Origin of the sequence: Chitinophaga sp., assembly GCF_035538455.1 — a bacterium.
Taxonomy (GTDB): Bacteria; Bacteroidota; Bacteroidia; order Chitinophagales; family Chitinophagaceae; genus Chitinophaga.
Map to the genome: position 1 here is coordinate 1 of NZ_DATLKJ010000167.1, position 17,193 is coordinate 17,193.

The 17,193-nt window shown below is 47.8% G+C and carries 11 protein-coding genes; 5 read left to right on the forward strand and 6 right to left on the reverse strand.

Features of this window, described 5'->3' with window-relative positions; all coding sequences use genetic code 11:
* Both VM802_RS20075 and VM802_RS20080 read left to right on the forward strand, forming a co-directional pair.
* The coding region (locus VM802_RS20075) for an outer membrane beta-barrel protein (protein WP_325533859.1) at positions 1-353 on the forward strand (353 nt) is incomplete at its 5' end.
* A 543-nt stretch (positions 354-896) separates the two neighbouring features.
* Positions 897-1,232 carry a hypothetical protein gene (locus VM802_RS20080; RefSeq protein WP_325533861.1) on the forward strand — a complete coding sequence of 112 codons (336 nt, stop codon included), beginning with the start codon at positions 897-899 and terminating at the stop codon, positions 1,230-1,232.
* Between the two features lie 200 nt (positions 1,233-1,432).
* Here VM802_RS20080 and VM802_RS20085 read toward each other — a convergent pair whose 3' ends face one another.
* Complete coding sequence (locus VM802_RS20085) at positions 1,433-2,695, reverse strand: M57 family metalloprotease (RefSeq protein WP_325533863.1); 1,263 nt, start codon at positions 2,693-2,695, stop codon at positions 1,433-1,435.
* 177 nt (positions 2,696-2,872) lie between these two features.
* On the opposite strand from VM802_RS20085, the gene VM802_RS20090 reads away from it, so the two are divergent.
* Together VM802_RS20090 and VM802_RS20095 are read left to right on the forward strand one after the other, a co-directional pair.
* Entirely contained in the window at positions 2,873-3,040 is a 168-nt protein-coding gene (locus tag VM802_RS20090; RefSeq protein WP_325533865.1) for a hypothetical protein, read from the forward strand.
* A 25-nt stretch (positions 3,041-3,065) separates the two neighbouring features.
* Positions 3,066-3,761 (forward strand): M15 family metallopeptidase, encoded by a 696-nt coding sequence (locus VM802_RS20095; protein WP_325533867.1) that lies wholly within the window; start codon positions 3,066-3,068, stop codon positions 3,759-3,761.
* Positions 3,762-3,898: 137 nt separating this feature from the next.
* Here VM802_RS20095 and VM802_RS20100 read toward each other — a convergent pair whose 3' ends face one another.
* Entirely contained in the window at positions 3,899-5,377 is a 1,479-nt protein-coding gene (locus VM802_RS20100; protein ID WP_325533869.1) for a SusD/RagB family nutrient-binding outer membrane lipoprotein, read from the reverse strand.
* A 12-nt stretch (positions 5,378-5,389) separates the two neighbouring features.
* A complete protein-coding gene (locus VM802_RS20105) occupies positions 5,390-8,644 on the reverse strand; it encodes a SusC/RagA family TonB-linked outer membrane protein (RefSeq protein ID WP_325533871.1) in 3,255 nt (1,084 codons plus the stop codon).
* Between the two features lie 669 nt (positions 8,645-9,313).
* On the opposite strand from VM802_RS20105, the gene VM802_RS20110 reads away from it, so the two are divergent.
* On the forward strand, positions 9,314-11,590 hold the full coding sequence (locus VM802_RS20110; RefSeq protein WP_325533873.1) for a T9SS type A sorting domain-containing protein: 2,277 nt from the start codon (positions 9,314-9,316) through the stop codon (positions 11,588-11,590).
* A 66-nt stretch (positions 11,591-11,656) separates the two neighbouring features.
* On the opposite strand, the gene VM802_RS20115 is transcribed toward VM802_RS20110, so the two are convergent.
* From VM802_RS20115 to VM802_RS20125, 3 genes are all read right to left on the reverse strand, one after another.
* The gene (locus VM802_RS20115; protein ID WP_325533875.1) at positions 11,657-13,276 is read right to left on the reverse strand and encodes a DUF6345 domain-containing protein; all 1,620 of its coding nucleotides are present in this window, start codon (positions 13,274-13,276) and stop codon (positions 11,657-11,659) included.
* A gap of 85 nt (positions 13,277-13,361) precedes the next feature.
* Entirely contained in the window at positions 13,362-14,162 is an 801-nt protein-coding gene (locus VM802_RS20120) for a C1 family peptidase (RefSeq protein WP_325533877.1), read from the reverse strand.
* 245 nt (positions 14,163-14,407) lie between these two features.
* Entirely contained in the window at positions 14,408-17,182 is a 2,775-nt protein-coding gene (locus tag VM802_RS20125; protein ID WP_325533879.1) for a CHAT domain-containing protein, read from the reverse strand.
* Positions 17,183-17,193 lie beyond the last annotated feature (11 nt).

Sequence of the window (17,193 nt, forward strand, 5' to 3'; positions counted from 1 at the left end):
ATACACAACATACCTTCACATTACACGCCAGCATCACACTGGATATTTCCTGCTCACTGATCGGACCTTTCAACTATGGCGCGTTTAAAGACGATGCTATGTGGAAGATCGATATTGGCGCACAAAAGAAGATACTGAATAACAGAGCCACCATCACCCTCAACGCCCTGAATATCTTTGATCAGATGGTGATCAGAAGTCACCTCAACTTCGGCGGCATCAGAAGAGAAGCTACCGATCGCTTTGAGAACCGGTTTGTGAAAGCATCCTTCGCCTGGAACTTCGGTAAGCAGAAGAAACTTCCCCGCAAACGGAAAACAGGGGCCGAAGAAGAATCCAAAAGAGCCAAATAATAAACCGTCTTTTGTAACATTTGCAGGATTACCAACGGTGATGTATAATCGTTTTTGAAAATAAAATGATGGTATCTTGACGGTGTGACGCATGGTAAGAATATTTTATAGAAGCGATCTCATCATATGTAATACGGTGGCTTAAAGAGGATAAGTATATTGTATGCCGGTTAACATATAAATAACAAAATGGGACTCCTTATTTTCGGTTTACTTTGTTTAGCTTGTGCTCATATCTGAGAGAGAATAAACTGAATTTATTTATTGTTTGACCTTGTTTTTTCTGAATTGTTTGTTGGGCTTTGGTGTTAGCCTCGATGCCATAGTGTTTTTCCTGGAGAACGTATCAACAGAATGAAGAATGGGAAAATAGTCATGTGTAACGCTCCAATGGCATCCCGTCACAATGGAATAAAGGCGCCGGATATTTTTTGTATATAACCGAAATACCTGTATGTCGCGATTCTGCCAACTGCATAGTACCTGTCACACGGGGAGGCAAAGGCCATATGTCAAGTAAGAAAAACATGAAAAACTGACCTTATGAACAACGTAACCAATCTTATCCTTTCATTTAGTTCGCTGGATGATGAGAACAGTATTATTGAAAAGATAAAACTGTTCACCGGCAGAAGCGAACGTTTTTATATCACTTCACTGAGGAATAAAAGTATGCCCCGCCATTGGTACAACGGGAACCTCTTCAACCATATCCAGATGATAGCTTATCATTCCCTGAAAATGGATGGATTCCTGGATTTTCTGCGGCATAATGTGGAATGGCATGATCCTGACCTGGTGCAGTTGTTCATAAAAGGAGAGAACGATGTTAAATTCAAAGTGATAGACCTCATGCAGACAGAAGAAAGGTTATTGTAACATTTGTATTATTGTTGTTTTGTATAGTAACCGTCCCATCTTTATTGAACAAAGAAGGCGCCCTGTTGAGGACGCCTTCTGGTATGTATCACGTTTTCCGTTATTATCTGTTACTGCGAATGCAGACTTCTCACGCGTCCGGTAATAGTTCAACTATAATGAATAGCGGGCCTCCACGCCGGCTTTATCATGCAGTGTTATCAGGGTGTCTGGATGTACCAGCGCTGATTGGCGCCGTTCAGCCAGGTCCATTGTTGGATAAAGGCGCCATTGTTACCAATGGTATTGGCGTCTACGTCCAGTACTTTACCACTTGCTTTGCTGATAATCGCATAGGAGCCATTCGCTTCAGCGCGGAGCGCCCATTGCTGGTTGTCGCCTGAAAGCCAGCTCCATTGCTGCACGCGTGCACCGTCATTACCGATGGTATTGGCATCTACATCCAGCACTTTACCACTGGCAACACTGGTGATGCGATAGTAGCCATTACCCAGGTAGTTGAACTGCCACTTCTGATTGTTGCCGTTCAACCAGTCCCATTGTTGTACAATAGCACCATCGTTACCAATGGTGTTGGCATCTACATCCACCACTTTGCCGCTGGCATCGCTGACGATTTTGTATACGCCATCAGGAATAGGATTGCCGCCGCCTGATTGTCCGTAGAGGTATCGCAGGGCAATCACATCGTTTGCATTGAACGGACGGCTTACATTGGCGCCTACGCAGGCCAGCATCCAGCTGTTGGGATCAGCGGCAGTTGGTGTACCGGGGATGTTGATAGCGCCTACGCCTGCATCGCCTTCATTGCCGCCGGAGCCGCAGCTGTATGCACGGTTGAAATAGTCGGTATGGCGGAACCCGATAGTATGGCCTATCTCATGGGCAATAATGGTAGCCATGTAAGCCTGATTGGGACTGTTACCGATATACCCCGCGTTGAGTTTGATGGGGCTTGGAGGATTGCCGTTGGCATCAGGGAAGCCGGCAGACTGCCCAAGAATGCCCCAGCCCAGGTTCGCATTGATAATATCAATCTCGCCTCCGCTGTTTACTCTCCTGAATGTAATACGCAACCCCTGTGCATTGTAGCGCGCAATGGCTTCATCTGTAGCGGCTACATAGGCAGGAGGAAGACCCGTAACAGATACCGTGATCTCCCGGTGACCGTTAGCTGCGATCAGGTTATTGGTGCGGTACTGCTCTTCTTTGGCAATGAGCAGCTTTTTGCCGTCTGCTTTCTGGGTGAGTGATTTGTCGGACAGAAAGATGTCTCCTTCTACAACATAACCATCATCCACTCTTCTTAATTCATTGGTGTTAAATCCCAGGGCTTTGATCTGCGCAATCACATCCCCGGAAATGGCGGTTTTAGGTTTTTCCTCCGTCTGGTCTTTACGACAGGAAATAAAGATAGTACTACACATGAGGATACATAATCCTGCTTTGAACAGATTATTCATGTTCGGTAATTTTGGGTTTTGATTTAGGTTGAGATGAAACACTTTACAGCCGGTACGGTGGAGGCCCTGGGTTAATACGGTTTAAAGGTTGACAAAATATCAAGTGTTCTTTCGGGCTGATGTTAGGATAAAGACAATTGTTCTGTTGTCTGTTTCTGAAGGTACAAAAAATATCCCATGCACGCACCATTTACCACCGCGCTTTCCTATTTTTATACACAAACACCCCGTTATGTTATGAAATATTTCTCCATAGAAACGAATCCGGAAGGATGGTATTTCCGCAGCACCGGCTTCCGGGTAGCCAACGAAGATAAAAGACCCAGGCTGGGAGTGGATTTCTGATCAAACAATCAATCTATCTGATCGCATGAAAATAGTAATAAGCGTGTATGCATGGTTGTTAGTCATAACCGGCAGTACAATAGTAATGGCGCAAGGCATACCCCCGAACAAATACGGCTTGCCGGTAGTAGACAATATCACGCTGTATCGCCAGCTGGTGGCGACCGACAGTAGCCAGGCACTGGTAGATCTGCGTACTTTTATTCCCGGCATTAAGCTGGATATACGGTATGCCACCCGCAATAATTTCATGCACCGCAAATTGTACCCGCACCCATATGCTTACCTGCGGCGCGCGGCAGCCGAAACCCTGAAAGAGATACAGGCAACCCTGAATAAAAATGGATTGGGTCTGCTGATCTTTGATGCCTACAGGCCTTACCGCGTTACAGAAAAGATGTGGGAGGAAATAGGAGATGACCGCTATGTAGCAGATCCTAAGAAAGGTTCCGGCCATAACCGCGGCGTAACCGTAGACCTGACACTGATAAATCTGCGTACCGGCAAACCCGTAAGGATGCCCTCAGGGTATGATGATTTCACAGAGAAAGCACATTACACCTACCTTGCCTGCGATGCAGAAGCATTGAACAATCGCACCATGCTGAGAGCCATCATGGAGGAATACGGCTTCAAAGCCTTCGAAACGGAGTGGTGGCACTTCTTCCTGAAAGATTATGAAAAGTATCCGCTGATGGATATTGATCCGCGGGATTTATGAATTTTGAGATTTGTGGATTTTGAGATTTTGTGATGTAGGAATTTTAATGCAACGGCAATTACATTTAAATAAACAAGAAATATCAATCTTCGCTGCATTTAAATTCCTACATCTCAAAATATCAAAATATCAAAATATTAATAGAGGTCCCAGAAATGCTTTGCCGCCTTACTGTCCCTGCCGCCTATGGATTGTACGGCTTTGTCATAATTGCTTTTATTCAGCTGTTGTTCATCTACCGGGTATGTCATTCGTGTAGGCACTACTGTTACATCACGATCCAGTGAACCATCTACAGGAGGTACAAAGAGAATATCGCCGTTGGGCTTCTTAATATCGAGCCGGATTCTTTCAAACCATCCTTCCAGTCCCTGCATATACATCGCAATCCATTTCTGTGTTCCGATGACATTCTTCCACTGGCCGCCATTGTAAGGCACACGGGCAATATAAGGATCAATGTCGGCAGCAGCTACGCCCCGGTCTTCCATGGATGCGCGGATACCATTTTTGTAATGGCTCTCAGCAGAACCGCTGATATAGCCTCTTTCTACAGCTTCCGCCAGGATAAATTCTACTTCTGCATAGTCCATATATACGCCCGGCGATTTGGCATCCAGTACGGCCGCACCCGGCAGCGATATGGCGCCGTTGGGAATGGTTTCACCGTTCTGCTGGTTGAGGCCATAGGCTTTACCAATATACTTGCCGTTGTCTTTGGCTGGCGCTGCATAGATCGGCAGCCGCGGATCATTAACGGAAAGCAGGTAATCTACCAGCGTTTTGCACATGGCAAAGTCGGTACGCGATTTATAGGACTCATTCAAGGTATTGTTGTTCGGCGGCGCATCCTGGTAGCGGAAGATAGCGTTATCTGCATTAGATGTGAATACACCGGAGGCAACGGCATCATTGATGGTCTGCTTCACCAGCGCCTGCATGGAAGGCACATCGCTGACACGCATCGCTATCCTCAGCCGCAATGAATTGGCAAAGCGTTTCCATTTGGCCACGTTACCGCCATAGATGATGTCCGTTTTAGGAACGAAAGATTCCTGCGAAATGTCCAGGTTCGTCACTTGCTCGGCGAGGGATTTCAGCAGGCCCGTGTAGATATCGGACGCTTTATCATATTCGCTGTTGGGCTTGTCCAGGCCGTTGAGCGCAGAAGTGTAGGGTACGTCTTCATAAACATCCGTAAGCATGTGGAAGGCCCATGCCTTGAATATCTCCGCAATGGCAATCTGGTTCTTGGAATAACTTAGCACCTTAACCTTGTTGATCCGGATAATCTCACTAAGGTCTTTGAGGGTGCCGGCATACAGGAGGTTCCAGAAAGTGTTGTTCTGGTTTTCACGGATCTGGTAGCGGCTTTCGTTGGAGTAGGTAGTGGCAGACCAGTACTGCGCATAGTGCAGTCCCGTACGGCCGTTGTTCCATTCATTCCAGATGTTGTCGATGGCTTTCTTCTGCGCAGATACCAGCAGGTAGCCCGGATCAGTTGTTTTCGGATTGTTGGGGTCCGTGTTGATCTCATCAAATTTCTTGGTGCAGGCACTGAGCAACAGCAACGCGGTAAGCAGCAGGTAGCAGTATTTATATGTGGATATTTTCATGATAGCATTTTTTTAGAAGGAAACAGAGAGATTGGCGCCAAATGAACGTACAGAAGGTAACACAGCGGCTTCAATGCCCTGCACGTTACCGGAAGATATGGCGAGGTTGGTAGGATCAAGGTGCGGATTATCTGTGCTGATCAGCCACACATTCCTCGCAGAGAGGGAAAGCCGCAGATCACGGAGATGCAGTTTGGATACAAACGACTTAGTAAACGTATAACCAAGACTGATCTCTTTGAGATAAAGATAACCGGCATCCCACATATCCAGCTCCTGTATCCTGTATCCGTTGTTGTCGTTGAAATGATCGTATGCAGAAATGTTCTTTGTATTGACTTTGCCATCAACGGTATATCCATCTGCTACAGCGCCTTTTTCACGGATGCCGTTTTCCGCCGTCTCAGCCAGGATACCGGACTGCCGGCCAAACATGGTGGTGGTGGAGAAATATTTGCCGCCTATCTGGAAATCGAAGCTAACGCCCAGCGAGATGCCTTTATAATTGAATACACTGTTAAAACCGCCGGTATAATCGGGTAATGCATTACCCAGCACTGTTTGTTTGTCATCCCTGATGTAACGGCCATCGTCCCCCACCAGCTTGCGGCCCTGCTCATCACGCTTAATGGCATATCCTACAATAGAGCCATAGGCTTCTCCTTCGCGCGCATTCACAGATACGGCAAAGGGCGCGTTGGCCAGCAGCAGGTTAGTCACCCGGATGCCTTTTGCCGCATCTTCATACAGCTTCTCAATTTTGTTTTTGTTGCGGGCAATGTTGAAACCCAGATCCCACGTGAAACCGCTCCTGGTGCGTATAGGCGTTCCTGTTAATGCCAGTTCAAATCCCCTGTTGCGGATCAGCCCTGCATTGATGATAGCGGTGGTATAACCGGAAGATGCAGAAATAGTAAGCGGTATGATCTGATCTTTCGACTTCTTGTCATAAACGCTGAGATCAAAGCCCAGCCTGTTATCGAAGAAACGTACTTCCAGCCCGGCTTCTACTTCCGTGGTGATCTCCGGTTTTATATTGGTGTTGTTCAGTTTGTCGGGGACAGTGATATTGGCGGTAGAACCGAAGTTCTCTTCTGCGAGGTAAGCCAGCACGGTATTGTAAGGATCGGTACCCTTACCTACTTGTGCCCATCCCAGTCTTAACTTACCGAACGACAACCATCCGGTGCTCTTCAGTCCGCCCAGTTCAGAGAAGATGAAGGAGCCGGAAACAGAAGGGAAGAAGTAGGAGTTGTTGGCTGCCGGTAGTGTACTGGACCACTCATTCCTGCCGGTGGCATCCAGGTACAGTAAGCCCTTGTATCCCAGTGAAGCACTGGCGAAGAGGGCATTCTCGCGCAGTTTCTCCAGCCGGTCATATGCTCTGGCGGGCTGCTTGGAATTGGCCAGGTTGTACCACCCGTCTATGTTCAGCCCGTCCTTGCTTTCACCGCCGGTGAGCTTGTAATATTTCTCTCTTCTGTTAGCGCCTGCAAAGGCTGACAGGGAGAAGTCGCGGCCAAATGATTTGTTGAAATTGATACGGCCTTCAAAGTTATTCTCTCTCACATAACGGGTCGCTTCAATATAGGAGGGGATACCCTGGGAACCGATAGCTACTCTTTCCTGGCGGCTGTCTGTATAAAAGTCGGTCATGAACTTACCGGTTACAGAGAGATAATCAGTCAGCTTCAGATTGAGGCCGGCATTGCCATACACACGGTAGCGCTGATCGGTTTCATAGTTTTTGTACCGGATCCAGTAGGGGTTGTCAGTGTATTTAGTTGTCGGGTCATCCCACGACGCACGGTTCCAGCTGCGCTGCGAGCCGTCATAAGGATAGTAGTAATTCTTCAGGCGGTCCATATCCCAGTCGCGGTGGCCAAATTCAGAGAAACCCTGCATCACGTTCCTGCCGTGATAACCGGTACCGGTTCTTCCCAATGCGTCAGTACTGGTGTAATTTACGCCAATGAAGGCTTCCAGCCTTTCTGAGATAAAGTAGTTACCGTTGAAGCTTACGATGTTACGCCGGAGTTTTGAATTGGGGAGCACAAACTTCTGATCCATGTTCGTATAGGCGAGCCGGAAAGCGCCTTTTTCGTTAGACCCGGTAACGGCTACACTGTTAGTGATCGTACGGCCTGTTTCAAAGAAGCTGCGGTTGTTGTCGGGATGCGCTACCCACGGAGCGGCTACACCGAAATCGGGATTCTGTTTGTTCTCATCCCATGACCACCAGTGCCTTACCAGCCTGCCATCGAATTTAGGACCCCAGGATACATCCGGCTCGTATCCCGGAACGAGGTCATATGGCCCTTTCCCATCGTTGTCATCATAAGTGGCTTTACCATTTTTAAATCCTTCAGGATGGTCTCTTACATACAGTTTCTCGAAATTGTAACCACCGCCATATTCATTCTGATATTTAGGCAGTATGTATACTTTTTCCAGCTGTGCACCGAGGTTGTAGGTAACTCCCAGGCCTTTACCAACACCGGCTTTGGATTTTTTGGTGGTAATAACGATAACACCGTTGGAGCCACGCGTACCATACAAGGCAGAAGCGGCGGCGCCTTTCAGTACAGATAAAGATTCGATGTCGGCGGGGTTGATGTCCTGGATAGCGTTACCATAATCGTAACCACCACGGCCGCGTTCCTGGTCCAGCCCTGCGATAGGCGTGTTGCCGGTGAAGTTACTGTTGTCCATAGGGATACCATCCACCACAAAGAGCGGGTTGTTGTTCCCGAAAATGGAATTGACGCCGCGGATAGTGATCCTCGCTGATCCGCCCATATTACCCGACGATCCCGTCACCTGTATCCCTGCCACTTTCCCGCTGAGGGTGTTGATGAAGTTGGCGTCTTTGGTCTGGTTAAGATCCGCGCCTTTCACTTCCTGCACGGAATACCCGAGTGATTTCTTTTCCCTTCTCACGTTAAGCGCTGTGATCACCACTTCCTGCATCGTCTTGTCGTCCTGCTGCAAGGTGATATGCAGGTCAGAAGCATCGCCTACAGGTACTTCCTTTGATATGTACCCAACGCTTCTGATCACCAGTATAGCGTCGTTGCCTGTAACCTTTAATTTAAACTGTCCCTGTTGATCAGTGACAGCGCCGCTATTGGCGCCTTTCACCTGCACCGAGACATACGGAACGGGCGAACTGTTACTGGTTACTTTCCCGGTGACCTGTCGTTGCTGGGCATACGAAAGGATCACTAACGCCATGAGAATAGCGAAAAGGCATAGTGTCTTTTTCATGAGGTTCAGATTTTGGTTTAAATGAATATTAAGGGAGAGATTATGTTACCGTTTTCATAAGCGATTAAAGTTTTCTGAAAAAAAGAGAAAAAACGTTGCTGGGTCTTTTGCCGGTAATAATTGTCGGTGTTCAGATTTAGCGTTTAAGGGTTTTTTGGGCTGTTAAGGTAGAATCAGGGCTACAGGTTTTCTCTGTTTTAGCTTTATAAATATATAGAAAAAAAGATTGAAAAAAATATGCTTTATGAAGGATTAACGTATGTGCGTTATTGTCGCAGCAGAGGTTTTCTGTTGATATGTTGTTGTTGTTTGCTGCGGAGAAGTGGCAGTGGTGCTGTGTTTGGTGTCTGTGCTGTTTTTGGATGGAGTATATTGGTAAGGATTCCTGTTGTTGATGGCGCGTAGTGAGATGCTGTCGCATGGTACGGCGATATGGCTGCATCAATAATGGTAAATAATGTTATGTGTCCACTACTTTATCTTACCTTTGATAAAGTCGATATGCTGCCAGATGATGAAAGCCCTTAGCTCCGCTGAAAAATAGCATATGTTGTATCTTATCTTTCTGACATTGTAAAAGGCTCTTTACGGTCATAATCTGCTACCAGCTGGAGAGAAAGCGTCTCTGTTATCATTTTTTGAGTACCCCAATATCTAAAATTGCCCATTATGAAATCCAATATCCTTGCAAAGCAGCACTGCTTTTGGAGAAGCGGTTTATTGTCTGTATGTACGCTATTGTGGTCCTGTCTTTATGCTGTCTCCCAGAACATACCCTGCGATGCTGCAACGTCCCAAACCTCCCGGATCGGTGGGCTGTTGTGCATATCCTGCAGCGTGGATAATCCTGCGCTGGCGGTGGATGATGACGTCTCTACTTATTCCTCTCTGCGGGTAGACCTCTCTATAGCTGGTTACGCCCAGCAAACCGTTATTTTTCCTACAGTCAGCCACCAGGGTGATAGTGTAAAATTAATGTTGTCTTTCCCGGTGAAGCTGTTAGATCTTTCCTTATTGGGAGGGGTAGAGGTGGCAACCTACAATGGCAATACTTTTAACAACGACCGTGTGTACATTACAGGGTCGCTGATTGACCTGAGATTAATTACACCGCAGCAGATGTTGCTTACATGGGTTCCTGCACACGCCTTTGATCGCGTGGAAATAAGACTGAATGCGGGCCTGATAGGCGCATTCATCGCCTTGAATGTTAACTATGCTGGCAGGTCCATGCCAGGCGTGGATGTACAGGATGACGTGGTAGGGCATTGCAGTGAGGCAGGCGCTGTCTTGCTCGCGGCCGGACCACCAGGAGCCGGGCTATACTGGTATACAGCTCCAACCGGAGGGACACCTTTAGATTCCGGTGATATCTTTTTTACAGATTTACTGCTTGCCGATACCACCTTCTATGTGGAAGCCAAACGCAATGGATGTACCACTGCACGGGTACCTGTCGGAGTAACAGTGTTACCGCCGGGGGCTGGCATTGCAGAGCAAGATCATGTAGATGAAGGGGGCTCGGGGCAGGACGGCTTCAGTGCAATTGCCCTCACTCCTCAGGGGCAGTTACTGTTGGGCGGTACCACTGCATCTAATGACGGAGATATTGGCGGAGAGAATCATGGGCTGACCGATATATGGCTGGAAAAGATGGATACAGCCGGGCATAAAATATGGAGTCAGACGTTGGGAGGTACAGGAAGGGATTCCCTGCTTTCGTTAGCCGTTCTAGGCAACCACTATTTTGTAACAGGGTTATTCAACAGGGGCACGGCTGGTATGACGAGCAGGATTGTTTGTACCGACAGTAGCGGAATCCAGATTTGGAGCCGGAACCTGACATGCGTTAATTCTTTTGTAGGTGCGGTACGTCAACGGCATTCTGTTATTATTACGGGTAGTGAAAACGGAGCATTAAAGCTCCTGGAATTGGATAGCCTTGGCGCCGTATTATATGCCAGATCTTATTCCGGAAATTACACAAATGACAACGTACAATTCGTTCCCACTATTAACAAAGGCTTAGTAATAGTGGGAGCTAAACGCTCCGGAGGAAACACAGGTACAGACGCGTTCAAGTTACAACTGGATAGCAGTTTAAATCAAGTCCATGAGTCTGTCATTCATGAGCCAGGCGATGTATTATTTGTGACTGCGGCACAAATAAACGGAGAAATTTCAGATGCCTTTTATCTTCCTTTTATGGTTGTATCACGTGTTGATACACTGGCAGACGATAGCAACAACTATGGTAATGAAAAAATATACGATACCGATAATCATTATGTGTCTAGTATAAATATCGGAGAGGTTAATAACGAAGGGAAAATTGTAGGCGAAGTAGGTAGTGGAAATAGATTAACTGGCACGGTAGTCGACTGTCAGCGTATTTTTGTGGCTGGGCAGGAACGTACTAATACCTGGAAGGTGGAAACCTTCTTTATCCGCTTTGATACAGCGGGTATTTTAGCAAAGGTAATATCTCTGCATCCTTTTATTCCAGGTGGCGCCCTTATCGGCCCGGATCACAAATTATACATTGCCGCTACTACATTAGATAGCAGCAATAACAGTGACGGTGAGCTACTTACAGAACTCCTCACTTGCCCGCCATCAACAAGACCACAGGAGCCTGTTTTTGCCAGGAGCGCTTTTACTAAAAGTAATAAAGTTGTCAGGCTGGACAGGTTTCAGTTACAAGCCTACCCCAATCCTTTCACCCGTAATCTGACGATTCGCTACACGGTTAACAAGGCAGGCTGTCTGAACCTGCAACTAATTGGGTCAAACGGAAAATCCGTTTACCCGCTAAGGCAGGAAAATGCCGGTCCTGGTACTTATACGCTGGAACTCAGTACCGGAAATTATCCTGCTGGGCTCTACCTGTTACAACTGGAACAGGGAAACGAAAGGACCATATCAAAAGTGATTAAAATACAATAGACTGTAGAAATAAAGGAGGTACAGAACCCTCCTTTATTTCTTGCGCGATAAAACTTTACGCCTGTATCATCCCATTACCGGTACACGTAATTTGTAACGTTTTTTAAATTGTTCGGTAAGGGCAATCTCAACGTCTTTCTGATGCGTAACCAGTCCCAGGTTGTCTGAAAAGTCATAACCAATGGTTTCGCGCAATACAGTAGCAGCCGCTGAATCTGCTGCCTTTAACTGGCCGTTGTGACCATTGCCGGAAGCACTTGCAATAGCTGCAATTTTACTCCTGAATACATCTTCAACCGATACCGCCTCTTTTTGAGACGCTTTCGGTGATGCAATAATGGAAGAAGGCTTTTGTGTTTCGCCCAGCACCTGTTTGGTTGAATTGTAGATATTGGTGACGTTGCCATCGTTGTCAACAGATACCGTGATAAGGCCATGATCGGAATTAATGCTTTCAATTCCTTTGTGTGCCTGCCTGAATTGTACAATCGTTTCTACCACAGTCGTTTCATCTATCTGGCCGGAACCTTTGGTAGTACCGCCACAGGTAAGGCGGTGGCGCATATTCCCCTCTTTCAGTTCAATGCCTTTGTCAAAGCCGAGATCTTTAATGGCCTTTTGCGCAATACTGGTTGCTTTAGATGGAGCAATAGCATTTTTGTTTGCTGTATTGGGGGCAGCAAGATGAATATTCAATGCACCTTCACGGTTCACATTCAGAAGAATATCTTTACCCTTTAGTACCCTGTTGCCATCTGCATCAAACAGAACAGTTTCTGCCTGAGTCTTTGTAAGCCCCAGCTCGTTGGCTATTTTGCCGATGCGTTCATCATCAAAGATATCTTTGCCGAGAATGATGGCATTTGCCTGCTTAGGCATGATAAGCAGCGATGCTTTCGGTGCACTTGACGGAAGTGTGCCTACCCATTGCCATTGATACCAGTTTTTTACGGCAGCAGCACGGGAAAAGAATTTTTCATTATTAAGCATATTGACAGCTTCTGCCTGGTTGGCGCCACTTGCCATTACCGTTGGTACCTGGCCATGGCTGATACGCCAGCTGGCATCTAAAAACGCACGGGCAAACGATTTCCCTTTTTTCCATTCTTCCCAAAAGAATTTACCGTAATTGGGATCATCCACACTGGTGGTTTCATAACCAAACAACATGCGAAGCCCCCCTTTATTGGGGTTCCACCAGGTCTTCACCGGGTTATTGGTGCCGGATACTCTAAGCGAAAGACAGGTAGAGAAAAACAAATAGCGCAGCTCCTCATTGGCAAATGCCATCTGATTGCTGAATGTCCAGTCTCTGTTGTCCCACTTGGCGCCAAGCGGCGCCTGAAATACGCCGTTGCCATCCATATTGCCATGCCCGGAGTGATAGAAGACAGTTACTGCATCCATGCCGTACGTGTCTTGCCAGTTGTCATAAGCTTCTTCGTAACCCCATACCTGAACACCTGCATCCTTGAACCAGAAATTGGCGGCTTTGCCGGCGAAACCTGTGGGATAATCTAAAAAGCCTTGTGCATCCTCATGAGTAAGGCTTAATGAACTTGCACTACTGAAGTTTTCAAGGCTGCATGCACCATACCAATCATTTGATCCGTTAACAACAGCCTTAAGCGTTTTTGAAGATGGGGTGTCGTGTGGGTCCGCATAAGTTAATTTTTTGTACTTCATATTGGGGTTAATTTTTTGCCTACTCTTTGAAATATGGATTTTCGGCATACTCCACTTTAAGATGTAAGATTTGTTTTGATAATGTTTATTCTACAGAACGTATGGTCCAGAAGTCGCCGCAATAAGCCGGGCTGGAAATGTGCGCGTAGGGCATCCAGAAATACCCTTTAATGCCCCAGCCCGGTCCCCAGGAGTTTCTTACCAGTATTGCCTGCCTGGTATCGTTATAGCCAACAGCCAGTACTGCATGCCCGCCGCGAACACTTTCTTTGGCAATGTCGGGCATAGGCATGATCCCCGTTTTGGCTACTGATGGGCTAAGGAAACTATCGTAAACAGTGAAGCCAAATGAAAAAGGATACCCTTCTGCCAGGCAACCCTTTACAGAATTGAGGTTTACAGGCACGCGCCAATAAGATAAGATCTGATTCTTCAATGCTGCCGTGTAACAACTCTGGGGTGGTTTTTGTGTGAACTTTGCCCCGGGTGCATTGTTGTCGTCGTAAGTCCAGTCTGCCTCAGGACACACGCCTTCCTTGTTCAACGATTTTATACCGTCACGCAGAAAGGCGCCGCTGTCGGAGTTCACAGTGTTCATGATCACCCGCTCATTGTAGTAAAGGAAAAGCCGGGACGGAAGGAACGCTTTCTTCTTTGCCTTCGTTTTTCCAAATTCAAAAGCAGCACCTAATGCATTGGCCGTACAGCTTCCCAGATTTCCCTGGTGGTAAACAGGAGGACAGTCTTTGCGCAGGTCGACTTTTGCAGGCAGCTTTTGCATGATTTTTAAAGGCGCTGCATACAGGAAGTCCCTGGCATCGGGAAGGTCAGGCAACCAGCCTGATTTGAATGTAGCCGGTGAAGCGGCTTTTATCTTCTTTGCCATAGTAGTGGTTTTTTATGCATGGAGAAATAATCCCGGCAACCCAATCAAAGGATGATCTGGTGTAGTTCTTCCCGGGTTCAGATGGTCGTATAACTATACAGATAGGGTTCCTTCCATTTGTTCCTTCGACCTGTTTTTCTTTGGATAATAGTACAGACGTATGTTAATAGTGTTTTGAAATGAAAAATGTTTCCCAGTGGGTTATTCATATTAGTCGCAATACTGGTGCGAAAGGGAAACAGCGCTTATTTCGATTTTTTATAGAAGAGAAGAATCAGCAGCAGCGCGGCTGCGATCAATGCGGCAGTGATCAGAAAACCGGTGTGGCTGCCGGTTGTACCGGATGGTGGAAGGGGAGCGGTTTCTCCGAATAATATACTCGCGGCCCAATAGTAAGGCAGGAGGCTGCCTTTATCATTGTTCTCCAGGAACCGGAGTTTGGCCTGTTGTAATGCTACGTCTTTCTCCAACCCCTGATCAAGGTGCTGGTGAAAACTTTCTGTCAGCTCATAAGTGGCCTCATTATCGATCTGCCACAATGTAGTGAGGATAGAGGGAATGCCGGTGAGTGCAAAGCCGCGTGCGAGGCTTAATACGCCTTCGCCTCCTGCATGCCGGCCAAGGCCTGCTTCGCAGGTAGAGAGGATGATCAGCGACGTAACAGAATCCTGCAACAGTTGTATTTCTGGTAGGCGCAGCGCAGAATCTGCCAGGTACAGCACCGGTTCCTTGTCCGGTCCGCTCGCGCTGGCATGGGAGTATAGCTGTACCACCCGGCTGCGGGGCAGCTCGGTAAGGAAGCGTTGCTTCGTAGCAGAAGCATCTGTCAGGCATAACGATGTGCCGTAACTTTTACGGATGTTCCCCAGCGATTGGTCTGCGCCATTCAACGCCGACTGTTGCAGATACGCGGCATAATGCACCGGCGCAATGCCCAGCAGGTCATGGCTGCCATATTGGGTAACGGGATGCGGCTTCATCAGCGATCTGGCCGCATAGGTGTAACTGAAGGCATATCGTTTGATAAGATAACTCATCTGGTCGGTGCTGTCGGATAGCAGGGCTTCGAAAGGTATCAGGTATTCATCCGGGGAGATAATGATACGGCTGCCTGTAATAGGTAGCGGTGCAAACCACTGGCGGTATAACTGGTATGCCAGTACGCAGTAACGTTCATGTTGCGGGCTGAGCATGGTGGCGTTGGTACATAGCTGTACCAGTTCGTCCAGGTCTTTCGGGTTGAAGGTTGTCCGATGCAGGGAACAGGCATTGGCAGACACCGAAAGGATAAACACGCTGCTATCGGTGGTAAAGTATTCCACCAGCGTCTTCCCATCCTGCAACAGGTTTTTTCGTATGTCCGCTACAGTTAATACGGCAGTATCATATTTATACTGATAATAAGCCGGGTGCTCTTTCTCAAGATTCCGGATAAATTTTTCCAGGTCACTGCGCGCATTGAGCAGTTGCCGCTGGTACTGCTGCCAGCTGGGTGTCTCTGCAGCTACGGTATTCAGCTGTTGTTGCAACGCAACGATCTGTATGCGCAATGCCTGTTCCTTTGCAATGTCTGCGGGAGATAAATACCGCCGGGCGCCCAGCTCATTCAGTTTATCATTGAGCAACACTGCCCTGCTTTTTTCAAAGAAACGGAAAGCAGCAGGCGCATCGTGCAGCAGGTAGCAGGTTTCAACAGCCAGTTCGTACATCTTCCGCGTGCGGTTGCGCCAGAAGAGAAGGGAGGGCTCGCCATACTGTTTCCAGCGCATCATATCCACCGTGAAGTCTGCTGTGCGGAAGGTGCTGAGGGCATAACGCAGCCAGGAGCTGTCGCGTGTTTCCTTGAAGAGAGCCAGCAACGATTCGCCTTTGTTGGCCAGAAAGGTGAACACGAGGTAATCATTGGCGGCATTACGCAACAGGTCATAACCGGGATTGCTCCGCAGGGAAGTATCGCTGAAGTGCATCGGCAACGTGTTGAGCGCCTTTTGATAAAACGACAGCGCTTTCCTGCTCTGGTGCTGAGTCCAGTATCCGTAGCCGATGTTGTTGCAGACGCCTGCCAGTAGGTAAGGGTCGCCTGATTTCTCCGCATAGCGGACGCTTTCCTGGTAGCAACGCATGGCCTTTACGCCGTCTTTCATTGCGCCTGAATAGAGATTACCCAGGTCAATCAGATTTCTGGCGCAAAGATCCCACCACTGTATACTGCGGTTGGCAGCCAATGCCCGTTGATAGTAGGCGATGGCGTCCCTGTATTTTCTCTCTTTACCCAGGATACCCGCATAAGCCGCATAGCAATTGGCTTTATCCAATACCGGCGCCTGGGAGGGCAGCATCTCCAGGGCAGCATCGATGGCCGTTCTTGCACCGGCAGTGTCATTAATAGAAGACAACGATTGCGCCTTTTGCACCAGCAGCTTCACCCCGGCCAGGGTGTCATTTATACTCCGTGCCACCAGCACGCCAAGATCTGCCGTCTCGGCGCCTTGCTGATAGTCGCCGGTTTCATAGTAATTAAATGACTTGTTCTCAAAGGCCAGCAGCGCAATCGGAAGTTTTCCGGGATAAGGCATGGCCGCCAGTATGCAGCTGTCGTAATAATGATGCGCTTCTGCATACAGATGCAGCTGGCTGTAGAATACAGCGAGATTGTAATAACTGTTGACAAGAAACGGCTTCAGCGCCGCTTTGCTATGACTGTTCACATCCACCGCTTCTTTGGTATAACCGATCGCTTTGGACCAGTCACCCTCAAAATGATACAGGTCGCCCAACCGGTGCATGATGCGTGCATAGATGCTGTCTTTTACCGCAGTGCATTGCCTGTTCTTGGCAAGTAGCGTTTGCAGCTGCGTGATCTTTACCGCTCTGGCAGCATCGCTTTGCTCAATACGGAGGATGCTGTCCATGAACACAGCAGGGGTAGGGCATTGCGCATGTACATAAAAAGCCCCCTGCACACAGCCGTACAGTGTCAGCAGTATGCAGAGCGCCTTTTTCCGTAAGTATAGTTGCACGCGTTGGTGCA